The sequence below is a fragment of the Kitasatospora sp. NBC_01302 genome (genome assembly GCF_035976515.1).
In the GTDB taxonomy this organism is placed as follows: Bacteria; Actinomycetota; Actinomycetes; order Streptomycetales; family Streptomycetaceae; genus Kitasatospora.
In genome coordinates, this window is record NZ_CP108404.1 from 1,018,619 (window position 1) to 1,033,642 (window position 15,024).

The 15,024-nt window shown below is 74.1% G+C and carries 12 protein-coding genes; 5 read left to right on the forward strand and 7 right to left on the reverse strand.

Features of this window, described 5'->3' with window-relative positions; translation table 11 throughout:
• Window positions 1-88: 88 nt before the first annotated feature.
• The 5 genes from OG294_RS04605 to OG294_RS04625 all read right to left on the reverse strand — a co-directional run bounded on the left by OG294_RS04605 (window position 89) and on the right by OG294_RS04625 (window position 6,598).
• Complete coding sequence (locus OG294_RS04605) at window positions 89-1,666, reverse strand: hypothetical protein (protein WP_327065088.1); 1,578 nt, start codon at window positions 1,664-1,666, stop codon at window positions 89-91.
• 44 nt (window positions 1,667-1,710) lie between these two features.
• Entirely contained in the window at window positions 1,711-4,023 is a 2,313-nt protein-coding gene (locus tag OG294_RS04610; RefSeq protein ID WP_327065089.1) for a glycoside hydrolase domain-containing protein, read from the reverse strand.
• 77 nt (window positions 4,024-4,100) lie between these two features.
• A complete protein-coding gene (locus OG294_RS04615) occupies window positions 4,101-5,294 on the reverse strand; it encodes a DUF4185 domain-containing protein (RefSeq protein WP_327065090.1) in 1,194 nt (397 codons plus the stop codon).
• Window positions 5,295-5,422: 128 nt separating this feature from the next.
• Window positions 5,423-6,199 carry a cutinase family protein gene (locus OG294_RS04620; RefSeq protein WP_327065091.1) on the reverse strand — a complete coding sequence of 259 codons (777 nt, stop codon included), beginning with the start codon at window positions 6,197-6,199 and terminating at the stop codon, window positions 5,423-5,425.
• A gap of 129 nt (window positions 6,200-6,328) precedes the next feature.
• A complete protein-coding gene (locus OG294_RS04625; protein ID WP_327065092.1) occupies window positions 6,329-6,598 on the reverse strand; it encodes a hypothetical protein in 270 nt (89 codons plus the stop codon).
• Window positions 6,599-6,762: 164 nt separating this feature from the next.
• Here OG294_RS04625 and OG294_RS04630 point away from each other — a divergent pair, with 164 nt between their 5' ends.
• Together OG294_RS04630 and OG294_RS04635 are read left to right on the forward strand one after the other, a co-directional pair.
• Window positions 6,763-9,288: an XRE family transcriptional regulator gene (locus OG294_RS04630; protein WP_327065093.1), complete on the forward strand. Its 2,526-nt coding sequence runs from the start codon at window positions 6,763-6,765 to the stop codon at window positions 9,286-9,288.
• 48 nt (window positions 9,289-9,336) lie between these two features.
• A complete protein-coding gene (locus tag OG294_RS04635; protein ID WP_327065094.1) occupies window positions 9,337-10,155 on the forward strand; it encodes a methyltransferase domain-containing protein in 819 nt (272 codons plus the stop codon).
• A 29-nt stretch (window positions 10,156-10,184) separates the two neighbouring features.
• Here the strand turns inward: OG294_RS04635 and OG294_RS04640 are convergent, their stop codons facing one another.
• Entirely contained in the window at window positions 10,185-11,138 is a 954-nt protein-coding gene (locus OG294_RS04640; RefSeq protein WP_327065095.1) for a LysR family transcriptional regulator, read from the reverse strand.
• Between the two features lie 102 nt (window positions 11,139-11,240).
• On the opposite strand from OG294_RS04640, the gene OG294_RS04645 reads away from it, so the two are divergent.
• The gene (locus OG294_RS04645; RefSeq protein ID WP_327065096.1) at window positions 11,241-12,134 is read left to right on the forward strand and encodes an NAD(P)H-binding protein; all 894 of its coding nucleotides are present in this window, start codon (window positions 11,241-11,243) and stop codon (window positions 12,132-12,134) included.
• A gap of 36 nt (window positions 12,135-12,170) precedes the next feature.
• A complete protein-coding gene (locus tag OG294_RS04650; protein WP_327065097.1) occupies window positions 12,171-12,536 on the forward strand; it encodes a darcynin family protein in 366 nt (121 codons plus the stop codon).
• An 88-nt stretch (window positions 12,537-12,624) separates the two neighbouring features.
• Here the strand turns inward: OG294_RS04650 and OG294_RS04655 are convergent, their stop codons facing one another.
• Window positions 12,625-13,698, reverse strand: coding sequence for a Gfo/Idh/MocA family protein (locus OG294_RS04655; protein WP_327065098.1), 1,074 nt, complete (start codon window positions 13,696-13,698; stop codon window positions 12,625-12,627).
• A gap of 81 nt (window positions 13,699-13,779) precedes the next feature.
• Between OG294_RS04655 and OG294_RS04660 the strand changes: the two genes are divergently transcribed.
• Window positions 13,780-14,862, forward strand: coding sequence for an ROK family protein (locus OG294_RS04660; protein WP_327065099.1), 1,083 nt, complete (start codon window positions 13,780-13,782; stop codon window positions 14,860-14,862).
• The last annotated feature ends 162 nt before the right edge of the window (window positions 14,863-15,024 follow it).

Below are 15,024 nucleotides of genomic sequence, written 5' to 3' on the forward strand. Positions count from 1 at the left end.
AGTACCCGCGCGACAACTGACGGAGCGGCCCTGCCGCGCGGGGTTCGCGTGGCAGGGCCGCAGCGCCGCAGGGCCGTCCGGTCGGGGCTCAGGCCATGGACGGGCCCGGCGTGGAGTTCACCCAGGCCCAGTCGGACCAGGTGCTGAAGCCGGTCTGCCACCGGTGGTGGACGCCGGTGCTGCTGGTGCCGAACACCTCGATCCGGCCGTCCTGGTTGTCGGTCGCCGTGATCCCGGTGCCGCCGGTGCCGAAGGTCTCCCAGGTGGACCAGGCGCCGTTCACGCCGGTCTGCCAGAGGTGCGTGGCGGTGCTGCCGTTGATCGCGAACACCTCGATCCGGCCGTCGACCGACCGCGCCGAGGAGAGTTCGGAGCCGGTCGCCCCGCCGCCGGTGGCGGCCCAGTCCGACCAGGTGGTGAAGCTGGTCTGCCATCGGTGGAACACTCCGGCGGCGCTGGAGGCGAACACCTCCAGACGCCCGTCGGCGTCATGATCGACCGTCAGGCCCGTGCCACCGCCGCCGAAGTCCTCCCAGGCCGACCAGCCGCCGTTGACCGCGCTCTGGTAGAGGTGGCCGAAGGTGGTGGCCGAGAGCGCGAACACCTCCAGCCGGCCGTCCGGCGCGTTCTCCATCTGCAGCTGCGCGTCGGCCGGACCGCCCACGCCCGCCCAGTCGGCGAAGGCGCTGTTCGGCGCGGTCTGCCAGGTGTGGAAGACGCCGGCCGCGCTGGAGGCGAACAGCTCGATCCGGCCGTCGGCGTTGCTGCCGGCCGCGATCCTGGTCCCGCCGCCGCCCAGCCGGGACCAGGCGGACCAGTCGGCGTTCGGCGCGTTCTGCCAACTGTGGTCCAGCTCGGAGCCGTTCACCGCGAAGAGTTCGAGCCGGCCGTCCTGGTTCGGCGCGATCGCCAGCTGTGCGTCGGCCGGACCGCCCACGTTGGTCCACTCCGACCAGCCGCCGTTGACCGCCGTCTGCCAGGTGTGCCAGACGCCGTCCGGGCCCGCCGCGAAGGTCTCCAGCCGGCCGTCGGCGTCCCGGCCGGACACCACGCGGCCGGACGGGTAGGGGTGCGGCCTGGCGACACTGTCCTCGATGACGCTGTTGTAACGGCGGGCGGTGTAGGCGCTGTTGGGGTGCCCGTCGAGCGAGGCGTCGTTGATGTTGGCGGTCAGGTGCTGGACCGGTGTCGCGCCGAAGGTGTAGTAGGAGAAACCGCCGTTGGCGTCGAGCCACTGGTCGAAGAGGAGCACGTGGTCGCTGTAGTCGTCCAGGACGTCGCCGGGGCGCAGGTCGCCGCGCGCGATCTCGGTGGAGAAGCTGTCCGACAGCGACCCGGTCCAGGCGTTGGTGTTGAGGTGCCAGGCCATCGAGACGTAACCCGAGCAGTCGCGGCGGTAGTCGAAGTCGCCGCCGGGGCCGGGTGAGTAGGCGTTCGAGTCGTAGGGTCCCGGCTGGTTGTCCACCCAGTACTGGGCTCGCGAGATGATCTCGCTGCGGGTGATCCGGCCGCCGAGCACCGAATCCGCCGCTGCGTGGCCGGCGCCGGCCAGGCCGGTGCCCGCCAGGGCGAGGACGAGCACCACGGCCGTCAGCAGGGCGCGGACCGCCGCTGCCGGGCCGCGCCGGCTCGGGGGCTGTCCGGGGTGGGTGGACGTGGACCTCATGGTCTCAACGACTCCTCTCGTAGGGTTCACCGGACGCACCGGATTCACGCCCCGGTCCAGGCGGGGCCGCCGAACGTGCCGTCACCGTTCCAGGCGCTCCAGCCGCCGTTCGGCGCGGTCTGCCAGATGTGCGAGATGTTCGCGCCACCGGGAGCGAGCGCGAACACCTCCATCCGGCCGTCGGCGTTGTGACTGACGTTCACGGTCGCCGCCGCGCCGCCGAACGAGCCGTTCCAGGCACCCCAGCCCGCCGACGGCGCCACCTGCTCACGCTCCGCCACCGACGAACCGTTCGGCCCCAGCACGAAGACCGCCATCCGCCCGTCGGCCTCATGACCCACCACCGGCACCCCACCCGCCGGCCCGCCGAAGGCACCGTCGCCGTCACCGTTCCAGGCACTCCAACCGCCGTTCGGCGCGGTCTGCCAGATGTGCGAGATGTTCGCGCCACCGGGAGCGAGCGCGAACACCTCCATCCGGCCGTCCGCGTTCTCACCGACCGTCACGCCACTGGCCGCGCCGCCGAACGAGCCGTTCCAGGCACCCCAGCCCGCCGACGGTGCCACCTGCTCACGCTCCGCCACCGACGAACCGTTCGGCCCCAGCACGAAGACCGCCATCCGCCCGTCGGCCTCATGACCCACCACCGGCACCCCACCCGCCGGCCCACCGAAGGCACCGTCGCCGTCACCGTTCCAGGCACTCCAGCCACCGCCCGGCGCGGTCTGCCAGATGTGCGAGATCGAGCCGAGGTCGGGCGCCACCGCGAACACCTCCAGGCGGCCGTCCGCGTTCCGACCCACCGACAGGCCGCCCGCCGGGCCGCCGAAGCCGGCGTCCCAGCTGCTCCAACCGCCGGACGGAGCGGTCTGCCAGATGTGTGCGATGTTCTTCTTGCCGGGGCCCAGCACGAACAGCTCAAGCCGTCCGTCGGGATCGCGGCCGACCACCGGCAGGCCGCCGACCGGGCCGCCGAGCTGCTGCCAGGCGCCCCAGCCGCCGGAGGGGGCCGACTGCTCGCGGTAGGAGAGCGACTGCTGGTCCGGCGAGACCGCGAAGGCGATCATCGCGCCGTTCGCCTCCCGGCCGACCGCCGGGTTCTGGCGGCCGTCGCCGAAGTCGTCCCAGCCGCCGCCGGGGGCCGCCGGCTGCACGTCGAGGTAGTCGGAGTCCAGACTGATGGTCACACCGCCGTAGGTCTCGTCATGACCGTTGGTGTACTGGTGGATGCGCTGGTGACCGGCCCACTCGTCGTCGGGGATCGCCGGGTCCGAGGTGCTGGTGCTCCCGTCCCCCGGCAGGGAGGCGAAGTCGATGAGGTCCGGCATCGGCGCGGAGCTGTAGTTGGCCACCAGGTCGGCGATCGTGCTGCCCATGCTGCCGTACACCCCCGACAGGTAGCCGCGGGCGTGCAACTCGGTGGTCCAGGCGGACAGGTAGTCGAGCACCGTGCCGTTGTACGCGGGGGCGTAGGCCTCGGAGTCCATGAAGACGGGCGTGCCCGCGGGGAAGCCGAGGGAGGAGAGCTGGGCGATCGCGTCGTCGGCGTCGGACGTGCCCTGCCCGGGCGAGGGGATCGTGGCGCAGCCGCTGCAGGCGCCGGGGGCCTGGTAGCCGACGTAGAGCGGGAAGAAGTGCCAGCCGGCCGCGGCCTGGTGGGCGACCCAGTCGGCGGTCAGGTTCGGCTGGTCGCAACTGCGGTTGACGCCGCCGATGTAGAGACCGATGGCGCCGTACGGCGAGGAGCTCAGCCAGTTGCCCATGACGGCGGAGCTCGGGGCCTCGCAGGGGTCGAAGCCCTGGCCGGTGAAGCTGGTGCTGCCCGGGCCCATGGCGGCGGGCGCGGCGGCGTTCGTCGCCGCGCCCGCCGCGCGGCCGGCCGGGGCGGCGGGCTCCGCCGGTGCCCGGCCGGGACGGGGCAGGCCGGCGCTGTCCAGGATCGCCTGCACGGCCGCGCGGTCGGTGCCGTAGGTCGCGGTGACGGTCACATGCGCGGTGGTGACGGTGATCTCGTGGGCGGCGGTGTCCGCCCGGGCGCCTTGGGCGGTGCCCGCGGCGGCCGGCTGGACCAGCACCGCCTCGCTGCGTCCGCGCAGGTGGGACGGGCAGTCCTGGGCGGCCCCGGGACGGCCCAGGTAGACGGCGTGCCGGTCGAACCGCACGCAGCTGCCGGGCGCCCGGTCCAGGTCGACGACCGGCCAGGCGGCCGGCACCCGCAGGCTCACGCCGTGGTACCGCACGGTCCTGCCGCCGTCACCGGAGGCCGTGGCGGCGGTGGCCGGTGCAGCCGCCGTGAGGGCGGCGGCCAGGAGGGCCAGGACGCAGGTCAGCGCCCTGGCCAGGATGCCGAATTTCAACGGGAGTTCCTTCGCATCGACGGTCGTGCTCCGCGCGGGAGCACCTGCGGGCACGGGAGCGGGCGCGGGCACGGGTGCTACGGCCGGATGCCGTCGTACTGCAGCACCCGGTAGGCGCCCTGCGGGGTCCACTGCGAGACGATCAGCGTCAGCGAGGTGGCGCTCGCACTGCCCGGGTGGATGTAGCCGCCGTACAGGCTGTCGAGCTGCGGGCGCAGCCAGTGGTTCGGCGGCCAGCTGGTGTTCGCGACGATCTGCGGGGTCGGCGCGGACCACGCCGCGTCGGGCCTGGGGGCGGTGCGGGTGCAGATCGAGCCGTCCACCAGGTCGAGGTAGCTCATGCAGTAGGTGTTGTCGATCCGCTTGACGGAGAACTCGCCGATGTTGTTGCCGGGTGCGAAGAGCGGGGTGGGCGGGGTGCCGTCGGTGGCCCAGTACCAGCCGCTGCCGTTGTAGGCCCAGTTCTGCTGGGCGCCGAAGTTGCCGGCCCGGAACTCGGCCGGGTCGATCCGGAACAGCTGGATCGCCCCCTGGTCGGCGGTGTTCTTGTGACTGCCGTTCCAGCGCTTGGAGAAGATGTAGAGCCAGCCGTCCGGGTCGATGCCGGCGAAGGACCACATCCCGTACATGGACTGGTTCACCCCGCGGTACTGGCCGTCCCAGTGGTAGGGGTAGTCGGTCCAGGTCACGCCGAAGTCGTCGGAGTAGGCCACCCCGGACATCAACGAGCCGTCCTCGCCGGGCGGCAGGTCGGAGCTGCCGATGCCGTTGTGCACCGAGGTGTACTGGAGGTAGGTCCGGCCGCCGAACTCGATGCAGTCGTTGGGGATGCGGGTGCTCTCCACCCCGTAGCCGTTGTCGACCCCGTGGGTGTAGTGGAACAGTTGGTCGGCGCTGCCGTTCGGCATCGCGTAGGTGAACCCGATCGGGGTGGCCCCGGAGCGGTCGAAGGTCGCCTGGTTGAGCATCACCGGGGAGCCGATGTAGCCGTTGTTCGCGTCGTTCGAGTCGCCGAAGACGTAGCCCCAGGTCTTGTCGTGCTCCCGGTAGTAGGGGATGCCGAGGTCGCCGCTGCCCAGCCCCACCCGGGCGGCGGAGTCGCCGGGCTGCTGGCACAGCGGTGCGCCGGTCTGGCCGATCCCGTTGGTCGCGGCGGCGGGCGTGGCGCGCAGCAGGCCGGAGCCCACGGTGAGGCCGGCGCCCAGCGCCAGGCCGGCGCCGAGCACGGAGCGCCGGGTGAACTCGCCCTCGGGGCGGGGTGTGACGGACATCCTGATCTCCTTCGAGGTCGGTACCGCTGGTTTCGAGGTGGGTGTCGCTGATGCGGTGCGGAAGCACGGGGACGCCGGCCGGAGCGCGCTGCCCGGCCGTCGCCCCGCTCCCCCGCGTCGAGCCCCGGTCAGGCCTCGGCCGGGAGCCAGACGATCCCGCTGCCGCCGTCCTGGGCGATGGTCCGGGTCATCACGTTGCCGTCCTGCCAGTAGCGCGGGTGCTGCTGGAGGAAGCCGGCGAAGGAGTCCAGGCCGGTCGCGTCGCAGATGCCGTCGGTGTGGATGCAGAAGCGCTGCACCGGCACGCCGGGGAAGTCCACCGGGCCGGTCCCCGGGGAGACCGCGACCAGCGGCAGCGGGACACCTGCCGGGAGCAGGTGCCAGAAGCCGGTGCCGGGCTGCCTCGGGTCGGAGTAGAGCATCCCGTCCACCTGCGAGCGGGGCACGGTGGTGCCGTTGGCGGAGATCGTCTGGAGCAGCAGGTCGCCGACCCAGGCGCCCTGGGAGTAGCCGACGACGGTGAACCGGGCGGTGGGGTCCGCGCGGTAGGTGTTCTGCAGCGTGGTCAGGGCGTTCTGGTAGCCCTGCTGCACGCTGTCGGCGAAGCTCGGCGCGAGCGGGGCCGGCATCTCGTTGTGGCTCCCGACGAACGGGCCGCCGCTGGCCGGGTAGCAGACCGGCACCGGGATCCCGCCGTCCAGGTGCTGGTTGGCGTAGGTGTAGGTGGACGTACAGGCGGGACCGTCCACCGCCGAACCGGTGCCGCCGATCTCGACGTAGTAGTGGTGCGGGGTGTCGGCGTGCGCGGCGCTCGGTACGGCGGCGGCGCCGGCCAGCGCCAGCGCGGCGACCCCGAGGACCGCCGTGCAGCGGCTGATCACCTTGTGCAGCTTCGTGTCGGACACCTGTCGGTTCCCTTCGATGAGCCGGCCGCCGGCCTCGTCACCCGGGTGCGAGGCCGACCGGCCGGTCGGTGTGCGGTGGTTGGTCGTCGGCGGCCGCCGCGCGGTCAGGCCGACGGCCCCGGCGGACGGTCAGGCCGACGGCCCCGGCGGGCGGCGGCGGACGGCCGCCAGGATCAGCAGCAGCACGGCGATCACCATCAGCGGGAGGCAGCCGTGCCCTCCGTTCGGCCTTCTTCGGTTCGCTTCGACGTGGCCGCCGGGCGGAATGCCGGGGTGGCGCCTGGCGTAGTGCTCGATCTGCTGCTGCTCGCCCTGGGCCTGGCTGAGCCAGGGCGTCTTGAAACCGCACTCACCGCACCAGTAGCGGTAGGCCATGCCGGCTCCCTCGGTCGTCGCCACGTGGGGATCGTCATCGGCCCACGCGGCCACCCCGCCGTCGATCGTCACGTCCGTGCTGCTCGGCGGACAGGCCACGGCACCGGCCATCGGTGACCGGCCGGTGGTGACCGGCCGTCACGGTAGGCTCACCGGCGGCCGTACCGGCAAGTAGGAAGGCTGACCCGGTGACAGATCAGCTCGGCACTCTGTTGCGCCGACTGCGCCACCAATCGGGACTGACGCAGGAGCAGGTGGCGGAGCGCTCCGGGGTGAGCGTCCGCACCATCCGCCGGCTGGAGACGGGCAGATCCGCCGATCACCGGCTGGGCACGGTGAACCTGCTGGCGGACGCCCTGGACGTCGGGCCGGAGGACCGTCAGCGGCTGGCGGCCACGCTCACCGGAACGCAGCAGCAGGACGCGGTCGCCAGGGCGGGGTCCGGGGCGCCGTCCGGGGCGGCGTCGGCGGCGGTGGTGCCCCAGGCAGCCGCACCGGAGCCCGCAGCGCCCGCACCCGCACGCGTGCTGCCCGCGTCCGGGTCCGCACCCGCGTCCCCGTCCGAGCACCCCGCACCGGCTCCCGTGCCGCCGCCCCCGCCCGTCCACGTCCCCGCCGCGCTCGCCGACACCGTGCAGGAACTGGCGCGCGAGATCCGGCGGCGCTGGCGGCGCGAGGAGGAGCAGCGCCAGGTGCACGACCCGTTCCCGCTGCCGGTGCGCTGGCAGCCGGCGCCGGCCGGTCTGACGGACCGTTCGGAGAACATCCAGCGCCTCGGGCCGGGGGCGGTGCCGCGCCAGGTGGACCTGAGCGGCGACCTGCGCAGCGTGGCGGAGGTCTACCGGCGGATCTCCTCCGGGCGGCTGGTGGTGCTCGGCCGGGCCGGCTCGGGCAAGTCGATCCTCACCATCAGGTTCGTGCTGGACTTCATCGGGGCGGGGGCCGCACCCGGCCGGGTACCGGTCGTCTTCAGCCTCGGGGCCTGGGACCCGACCACCACCTCGCTGCGGGACTGGCTGATCGCCCGGCTGCTGCGCGACCACCCCCACCTGGCCCGCCGCAGCGCCGCCGGCTCGACGCTGGCCGCCGCGCTGGTCGACGCCGACCTCGTGCTGCCGGTGCTCGACGGGTTCGACGAGATCGCGGAGGGACTGCGCTGCGAGGCCCTGGAAGCGCTCAACGCCACCTCGCTGCCGCTCGTCCTGACCAGTCGGCGGGCCGAGTTCGCCGAGGCCGTCCAGGCGGCCCGCGCACCGCTGGTCTGGGCCGCCGGCATCGAGCTGACCGATCTCGCGCCGGACGACCTGGCCGGCTACCTGCCGCGCACCGTCCGGGAGGTGGCCCACGGCGCCGGCCCCGGGGCCGGCGGGCGCGGGGCGCTCTGGGAGGGCGTGCTGGCCGCCGTGCGCGCCGGTGACACCCCGGCGGGCGCCAACCTCGCGGAGGTGCTGACCACCCCGCTCATGGTCATCCTGGCGCGCACCATGTACAGCGGGACGCCCGACCGGGATCCGGCCGAACTGCTGGACGCCACCCGCTTCCCCACGGCCAGGTCGTTGGAGGAGCACCTGCTGGCGGGCTTCGTCCCGGCGGTCTACCGGCGCCGCGTTCCCGAACAGGCCGCGGCCACGGGCCCGCGCCGGCCGCACCGTTGGGAGCCGCAGCGCGCCCAGCAGTGGCTCGGCCACCTCTCGCACCACCTGGTCCGGCTCGACCACGACCAGCAGGACCTCGCCTGGTGGCGGATCGGCGACTCGCTGCGGCGCTCGACCCGGCTGCTGGTCGTCGTGCTGGCCACCACGCTGTGCGTCACACTGGCCGACTGGCTGCTCTCCCTGCTGCTCACCGGGCTCGGGATCGGCGAGGTGCTGCTCCAGGGGATCCTGATGGGCCCGGTCGCCGGCCTGGCCTTCGGCCTGGTGTACGCGGCCATGATGCTCTACGGCGGCGGGGCCGTCTTCGAACCGGCCCAGGTGCGCTGGCGGCTGCCCGGCACCCGGAGCGGCGTCGGCCGCCGCCCGCTGCGCACCTTCGCCGTCCGCTTCCGGGACGGGCTGCTCGGCGGCTCCGTGATGGGCGTCGGCTACGCGTGCGCGATCAGCCTGGAGCGCGCGCTGTCCTGGGGGCTCCCGCTGAGCGATCCCGACGTCATCAACGGCACGCTCGTCAACATGCTCTGCTTCGGGCTGATCTTCGGCCTGGCGGCCGCCCTGGTCTTCGGGCTGACCTCCGCGCTGGAGGCGCCCGTGGACGTCACCTCCGCGGCCACCCCGGTCAGCCTGCTCGCGGCCAACCGTGCCACGGTGGGCCGTCAGGTCCTGGTGCTGGCACCGCTGTTCGCCCTCATCGTGGCCACCGGCGGCCGGCTGGTCGTCGTCCTGCTCGACGGCGTGCTCGGACACCTGACCTGGCGACTGTCGGACGGTCTGCTGATCGGTGCGGTCGCCGGGATCGGCGGTGCCGCCTCCTATGCCCTCGCCTTCACCGCCTGGGGCCAGTGGGCGCTGCTGTCCCGGGTCTGGCTGCCGCTGACCGGCAGACTCCCCTGGGACACGGTGGCCTTCCTGGACGACGCCTACCACCGCGGCGTGCTGCGCCAGACCGGCGCGGTCTACCAGTTCCGCCACGTCCGCCTGCAGCACCACCTGGCCCGGACCTTCCGTCAGCAGCAGCCCCACTACCGTCCGGCCAGCTTCCCCAGTGCGGGGGACTGACAGAGAGATCCCCGTCCCCGCAGCACGCGCCCGCCTATAGTCGGCGCCATGACCAACTCGCGCCCCACATCGGCGTTTCACGCGGCCAACGCCGACCCCGAGGTCACCGAGCGGCTGATCGCCGCGCTGGACGCCCAGGCCGCCAACCCCGGCGTGCGCGGGCTGCGCGCATGGGCGCACACGCGCCTGGCCGCGCAACCCGGCGAGCGGGCGGTGGACGTCGGCTCCGGCACCGGCTCGGAGACCAGGGTGCTGGCGGCGGCGGTCGCCCCGGGCGGCGTCGCGACCGGCCTCGAACCCCACCCCGGTCTGCGTGCCGTCGCCGAGCAGCGGGCCGCCGACGCCGGCAGCCCGGCCCGGTTCCTGGACGGCGACGCACTCGCACTGCCGCTGCCCGACGCCGACCTGGACGTGGTCTGGTGCGAGCGGGTGCTGCAGCACCTGAGCGATCCGGCGCGGGCCGTCGCCGAGATCGCCCGGGTGCTGCGCCCGGGCGGCCGGGTGGCCCTGCTCGACACCGACTGGGCCACCTTCGTGCTCCACCCGGCCGCTCCGGAGGTCCGTCCCGCGCTGGCCGCCGTCACCCAGGGCACCGCCGCCACCCCCGACGCCGGACGCCAGTTGGCGGGCTGGCTGGCCGCAGCGGGCCTGACCGTCGACGAGCTCGGCTCCGACGTCCTCGTGCACGACCCGCACTCGGTCAGCTGGCCGATCGTCCACGGACTCGGCACCGCGGCCCTCGGGCGGAACCTGATCACCGAGGAGCAGCGCGACCGCCTCTACGCCGACCTCGCCTCCGCCGCCGAGCAGGGCGCCTTCCTCCTGTCCGTGACGATGTTCGCCGTCATCGCCCACCGCCCCCGCTGACCACCTGCGCCACCGTCAGCGGCCCGGCATCAGCCGGTCGGACTCCCGGGGGTGCGCAGGGTTCGGCGGACGGCGTTGCGGAGCCAGTGGTGGGCCCGGTCGGCCGCATGGCGGGGGTGCCAGGCCATGCCGATGGTCACGGGCGGCAGTGCCAGCGGGATGTCCAGCAGGTGCAGTCCGAGGGCGACGGCGTCGCCGGTGAGCGGCGAGGGGGCGGCGCCGGGGAGTGCGGCGGGTACCAGGCAGACGAAGTCGCTGCGCGCGGCAAGGGTCATGGCGGCCAGGTGGCTGGGGACGACGATGCCGACCCGCCGCCCGAGGTCCTGCGCGGCCAAAGCGGTGTCGAGGGGGCCGGTGAACCGGCCGCGGCGGCTGACCGCGACGTGCTGGGCGGCGGCGAGCCGGGCCGGGGTCAGGGGTCCTTCGGTCAGCGGATGGCCGGGCCGTACGGCCGCCACCATCCGGAGGCTGACGAGTTCCTCGACCCTGGTCTCGGGGTCCGCATGGTCGATGGACCCGACCTCCAGGTCGATCCGGCCGTCGCGCAGCGCGGGGCCGGCCTCCAACTCCTCGGCCCGGAGACGGAACGAGACCCCCGGCGCCTCCTGCTCGGCCAGGCGCAGCAGTCCGGGGGCCAGGGCCGCGCCGACCAGGTCGGCGGTCTGCAGGGTGAAGGTGCTGCGCAGGACGGCGGGGTCGACCCCGGTCCCGGGGCTGAGCAGCGCTCCCAGGCGCTGCACCACGGCTGCGGCCTCCTCGCGCAGCTCCTGGGCGCGCGGGGTGGGGACCATGGTCTGCCCGGCCCGGACCAGCAGCGGGTCCTGCAGGGTGCGGCGCAGGCGGGCGAGTGTGCGGCTCATGGCGGCGGGCGAGGTGTGCAGGCGGGCGGCGGCCCGGGTCACGCTGTGCTCGGCCAGCAGGGCGTCCAGCGCGATGGCGAGGTTGGCGTCGAGGGACGGATCCGGGCTGTTCACCAGCATCATTCCATTTCAGTCAATGATTCCGTGCTGAAGTTCCCATTGTGGCAACACCATGCTCCTTCGCAGGATGGGGGTGTACCGACCGGCACGACCTGCGAGGTTTTCATGATCGTCATTACTGCTCCCACCGGGAACATCGGCCGCCACCTGCTCTCCCGGCTCCTGGAGTCCGCCCCCGCCGCGGGCGAGGACCTGCGCGTGATCGTGCGCGACCCCGCCCGGCTTCCGGACGCGGCGCGCGGACGCGTCGAGGTGGTCGTCGGCTCGCACGGTGACGCCGAGGTCGTCGACCGGGCCTTCGAGGGTGCGGACGCCGTCTTCTGGCTCGTCCCCCCGGTCCCCGCCGCGACCCCGCAGGACGCCTACAGCGGCTTCAGCGGACCCGCCGTGAAGGCGTTCGCCGCCCACGGCGTCGGCCATGTCGTCGGCGTCTCCGCGCTCGGCCGCGGCACCCCGCTCGCCGACCGGGCCGGTCTCGTCACCGCCACCCTCGCCCTGGACGACCTCATCGCGGAGAGCGGCGTCGCCTACCGGGCCCTGGCCAACCCGTCCTTCTTCGAGAACCTCCTGGAGGAGGCCGACTCGATCCGCGAGGAGGGCGTCTTCACCGACTCCGCCGACGCCGACCGCAGGGCTCCGCTCGTCGCCACCGCCGACATCGCGGCCGCGGCTGCCGGGCTGCTGCTGGACCGCTCGTGGACCGGCAGCGGCAGCGTCCCGGTCCTCGGCCCGCAGGACCTGTCCCCCAACGACCTGGCCCGGATCATGACCGAACAGCTCGGCCGCCCCGTGCGCTACGAACGCCAGCCGCTCGACGAGTTGCACACCACCCTCGTCGGCTACGGCCTCACCGAGGCATTCGTCCAAGGCATCGTCGACATGAAGCGGGCCAAGGACCAGGGCCTGGACACCGGCGTCGCGCGCACCCCGGAGACCGCCTCCCCCACCGGCTTCGAGCAGTGGTGCGCCCAGACCCTCAAGCCCGCCGTCCTCTCCTGAAGCCCACCACCCGCCACCCCCTTTGGAGGAACCCTGATGACCACGGAACGAACCGAACCACCGGTCACGGCGTTCATGCTCGTCAAGACCACACCCGAGTGGCTCGCCCTGACCGTCGAACAACGCGTGGAAGCCTTCACCACCCAGGTGCTGCCCACGATCGAGGCCAGGACCACCGGCGTCCGGTCGCGCTTCTACGACACCGAGTTCTACTCGGCGCGGGTCACCGACGTCTGGGTGTGGGAAGCCGACGACCATCACGCCTATCGGCTCCTGATCGACGCGCTGCGTGAAACGCCGTTCTGGGACCGCTACTTCGAGGTCGTCGACCTCCTCGTCGGCACCGAGAACGGCTACGCCCGCACGTACGGCCTCGAACCCGTCGCCACCATCACCACCTGAACCACCTGACCGGCCTGGACCACCCGAACCGCCCGGACCACCGCCCGGCCTGACGCCGTGCCGGCCGGTCCGGGCCGGTCATCGGGTCTCAGCCGCCCAGCTCGACCGTGCGGCCCGAGGCGGCGGAGCGGCGGGCGGCCTCCAGCACGGTGAGCACGGCCACCGCGTCCGCGGGGTCGACCGGGGCGGGCGCGCCCTCGCGCAGCGCGGTGACCAGGCCGGCGTAGAACGCGGGGTAGTCACCGGGCAGCGAGGGGTGGGGCCTGGCGCCCTCCGGGGTGCCGAGCAGGCCCCAGTCCGCCTCGGGCACCGCGCCCCAGCCGGGACCGGGGCGCGACCCGGCGCGCAGCGCCGCCTCCTGCGGGTCCAGGCGCGGGGCGGTGAAGGCCGCCCGGTCGCCCAGGACGCGCAGCCGCGGGCCCGGCTGCCCGGCCAGCGCGCTCATCCACAGGTGGGAGCGGACGCCGCCGGCGTGGGTCAGCGCGAGGAAGGCGTCGTCGTCCACCAGCGCGCCGGGCCGCCGGGCGTCGATCTCGGCGTACACCCCTTCGGCCGGGCCGAAGAGCCGCAGTGCCTGGTCGACCAGGTGGCTGCCCAGGTCGTGCAGGATGCCGCCGGCCCACGCGGGGTCGGGGCTCTCCCGCCACCCGGCGGCGGGCGCCGGGCGCCAGCGCTCGAAGCGGGACTCGAAGCGGTGCACCGTCCCGAGCGCCCCCTGGGCCAGCAGGTCCTGGAGCGTGCGGAAGTCGGCGTCCCAGCGGCGGTTCTGGAAGACCGTCAGCAGCAGGCCCAGCTCCCGGGCCTGCTCGACCAGGTCGCGCGCCTGCGCGGCGGTCGCGGCGAGCGGCTTGTCGACCACCACGGGCAGACCGGCCGCCAGCGCGGCGCGGGCCACCGGCACGTGGGTGTGGTTGGGGGAGGCGATCACCACCAGGTCCAGGTCCGCCGGGTCGGCGAGCAGCTGCCCGGTGTCGGCGACCACCTTGACGCCCGGGTGGTCGCGCAGCGCCTCGGCCCGGCGTCCGGGGTCGGCGGTGACGATGCTGTGCAGCCGCAGGCCGGGCGTGGTGGCGATGAGCGGGGCGTGGAAGGCGCGTCCGGCCAGGCCGTAGCCGACCAGGGCGACGCGCAACGGGGTGCTGGTTTCGGTGGGGGTACCCATGGGGACCAGTTAAGCAACACTGTTTCCTAAGTGCAACGGGCGCCGGCCGAGCACCCCGGACCCGGCCGCAGAATGGTCCCCATGGACACACCGCACGCCGGCAGCAACCTGACCGGGCTCCGCGACCACAACACCGCGCTGGTCCTGAGCCTGCTGCGGGCCGCCCCGCAGGGCAGCAGCCGGGTGGAGCTGGCAGCCGGGACCGGCCTCACCCCGCAGGCGATCGGCAAGATCGTGGCCCGCCTGCTGGCCGCCGCGCTGGTCGAGGAGGACGGGCGCGGCGCCTCCACCGGCGGCAAGCCGCGCACGCTGCTGCGGCTGCGTCCGGCGGCCGGCTTCGCGGTCGGCGTCGAGCTGGACCGCCACCGGACCACCGTGCTGCTGGTCGACCTGTGCGGCGGGATCCGGCACCGCGCCACCGCGCCCACCGGCCTGGCGGACGCGCCGCCGCGGCAGACCGTCGAGCTGATCGCCGCCCTGGTGCGCGAGGTCGCCGCGACGGCCCCGGCCGGCGCGGACCTGCTCGGCGTCGGCGTCGGCTGCCGGGGCCCGCTCGACCACGCGCACGGCGTGCTGCACCGCCCGGCCGGCCTCGCATCCTGGGACCGCTTCCCGCTGCGGGAGGCGCTCGCCGAGCAGTTGGCCCCCTGGCCGGTGCGGCTGGACAAGGACACCAACACCGCCGCGCTGGCCTGCGCCGGCCCCGGCCACACCGCCTACCTGCACTTCGGCGACGGCCTGGGCGCGGCCCTGCTGCTGCACGGGGCGCTGCACCGCGGCGCCCGGACCAACGCGGGCGAGTTCGGCCACCAGGTGGTGCAGCTCGACGGCCCGCCCTGCAGCTGCGGCTCGCGCGGCTGCCTGGAGGCGCTCTGTCTGGCGGCCGTGGCCACCGGCGACCACCGGGCGGCGGCCCGGCTGCTGGCGGTGGGTGCGGCCAACCTCGTGCAACTGCTCGACGTCGACCGGGTGCTGCTCGGCGGACCGGTCGTCTTCGCCCACCCCGAGCTGTACCCGGCAGAGATCGCCGACGGGCTGGCGGCGCGGCTGCCGGACCGGGAGTGGCAGCAGGTGCCGGTCTCGCTCACCCCCGCCGGCCCGGCCGCCGTGGCACTCGGGGCCGCCGAGCTCGCGCTCGGCCCGCTCTTCGGGCGCCGCGGCTGAGGCCACCCGCCGTGCTCCGATCGACAGCCGACTTCAGCACTGAAGTGTCATGCCCACATCAGTTCAATTCTTGATGAACCTTATCCAGAGCCGACCCCGACTCGAACCGGGAATGTCGGCAGTTATGCTCTAGTTCTCAAAGTCGAACTGGACAATGGCGTC

Excerpts from the sequence above, each read along its gene's own strand:
- OG294_RS04605 (WP_327065088.1), bottom strand. The coding sequence starts at position 1,666 with ATGAGGTCCACGTCCACCCACCCCGGACAGCCCCCGAGCCGGCGCGGC.
- OG294_RS04615 (WP_327065090.1), bottom strand. The coding sequence starts at position 5,294 with ATGTCCGTCACACCCCGCCCCGAGGGCGAGTTCACCCGGCGCTCCGTG.
- OG294_RS04635 (WP_327065094.1), top strand. The coding sequence starts at position 9,337 with ATGACCAACTCGCGCCCCACATCGGCGTTTCACGCGGCCAACGCCGAC.
- OG294_RS04640 (WP_327065095.1), bottom strand. The coding sequence starts at position 11,138 with ATGATGCTGGTGAACAGCCCGGATCCGTCCCTCGACGCCAACCTCGCC.
- OG294_RS04645 (WP_327065096.1), top strand. The coding sequence starts at position 11,241 with ATGATCGTCATTACTGCTCCCACCGGGAACATCGGCCGCCACCTGCTC.
- OG294_RS04650 (WP_327065097.1), top strand. The coding sequence starts at position 12,171 with ATGACCACGGAACGAACCGAACCACCGGTCACGGCGTTCATGCTCGTC.
- OG294_RS04655 (WP_327065098.1), bottom strand. The coding sequence starts at position 13,698 with ATGGGTACCCCCACCGAAACCAGCACCCCGTTGCGCGTCGCCCTGGTC.
- OG294_RS04660 (WP_327065099.1), top strand. The coding sequence starts at position 13,780 with ATGGACACACCGCACGCCGGCAGCAACCTGACCGGGCTCCGCGACCAC.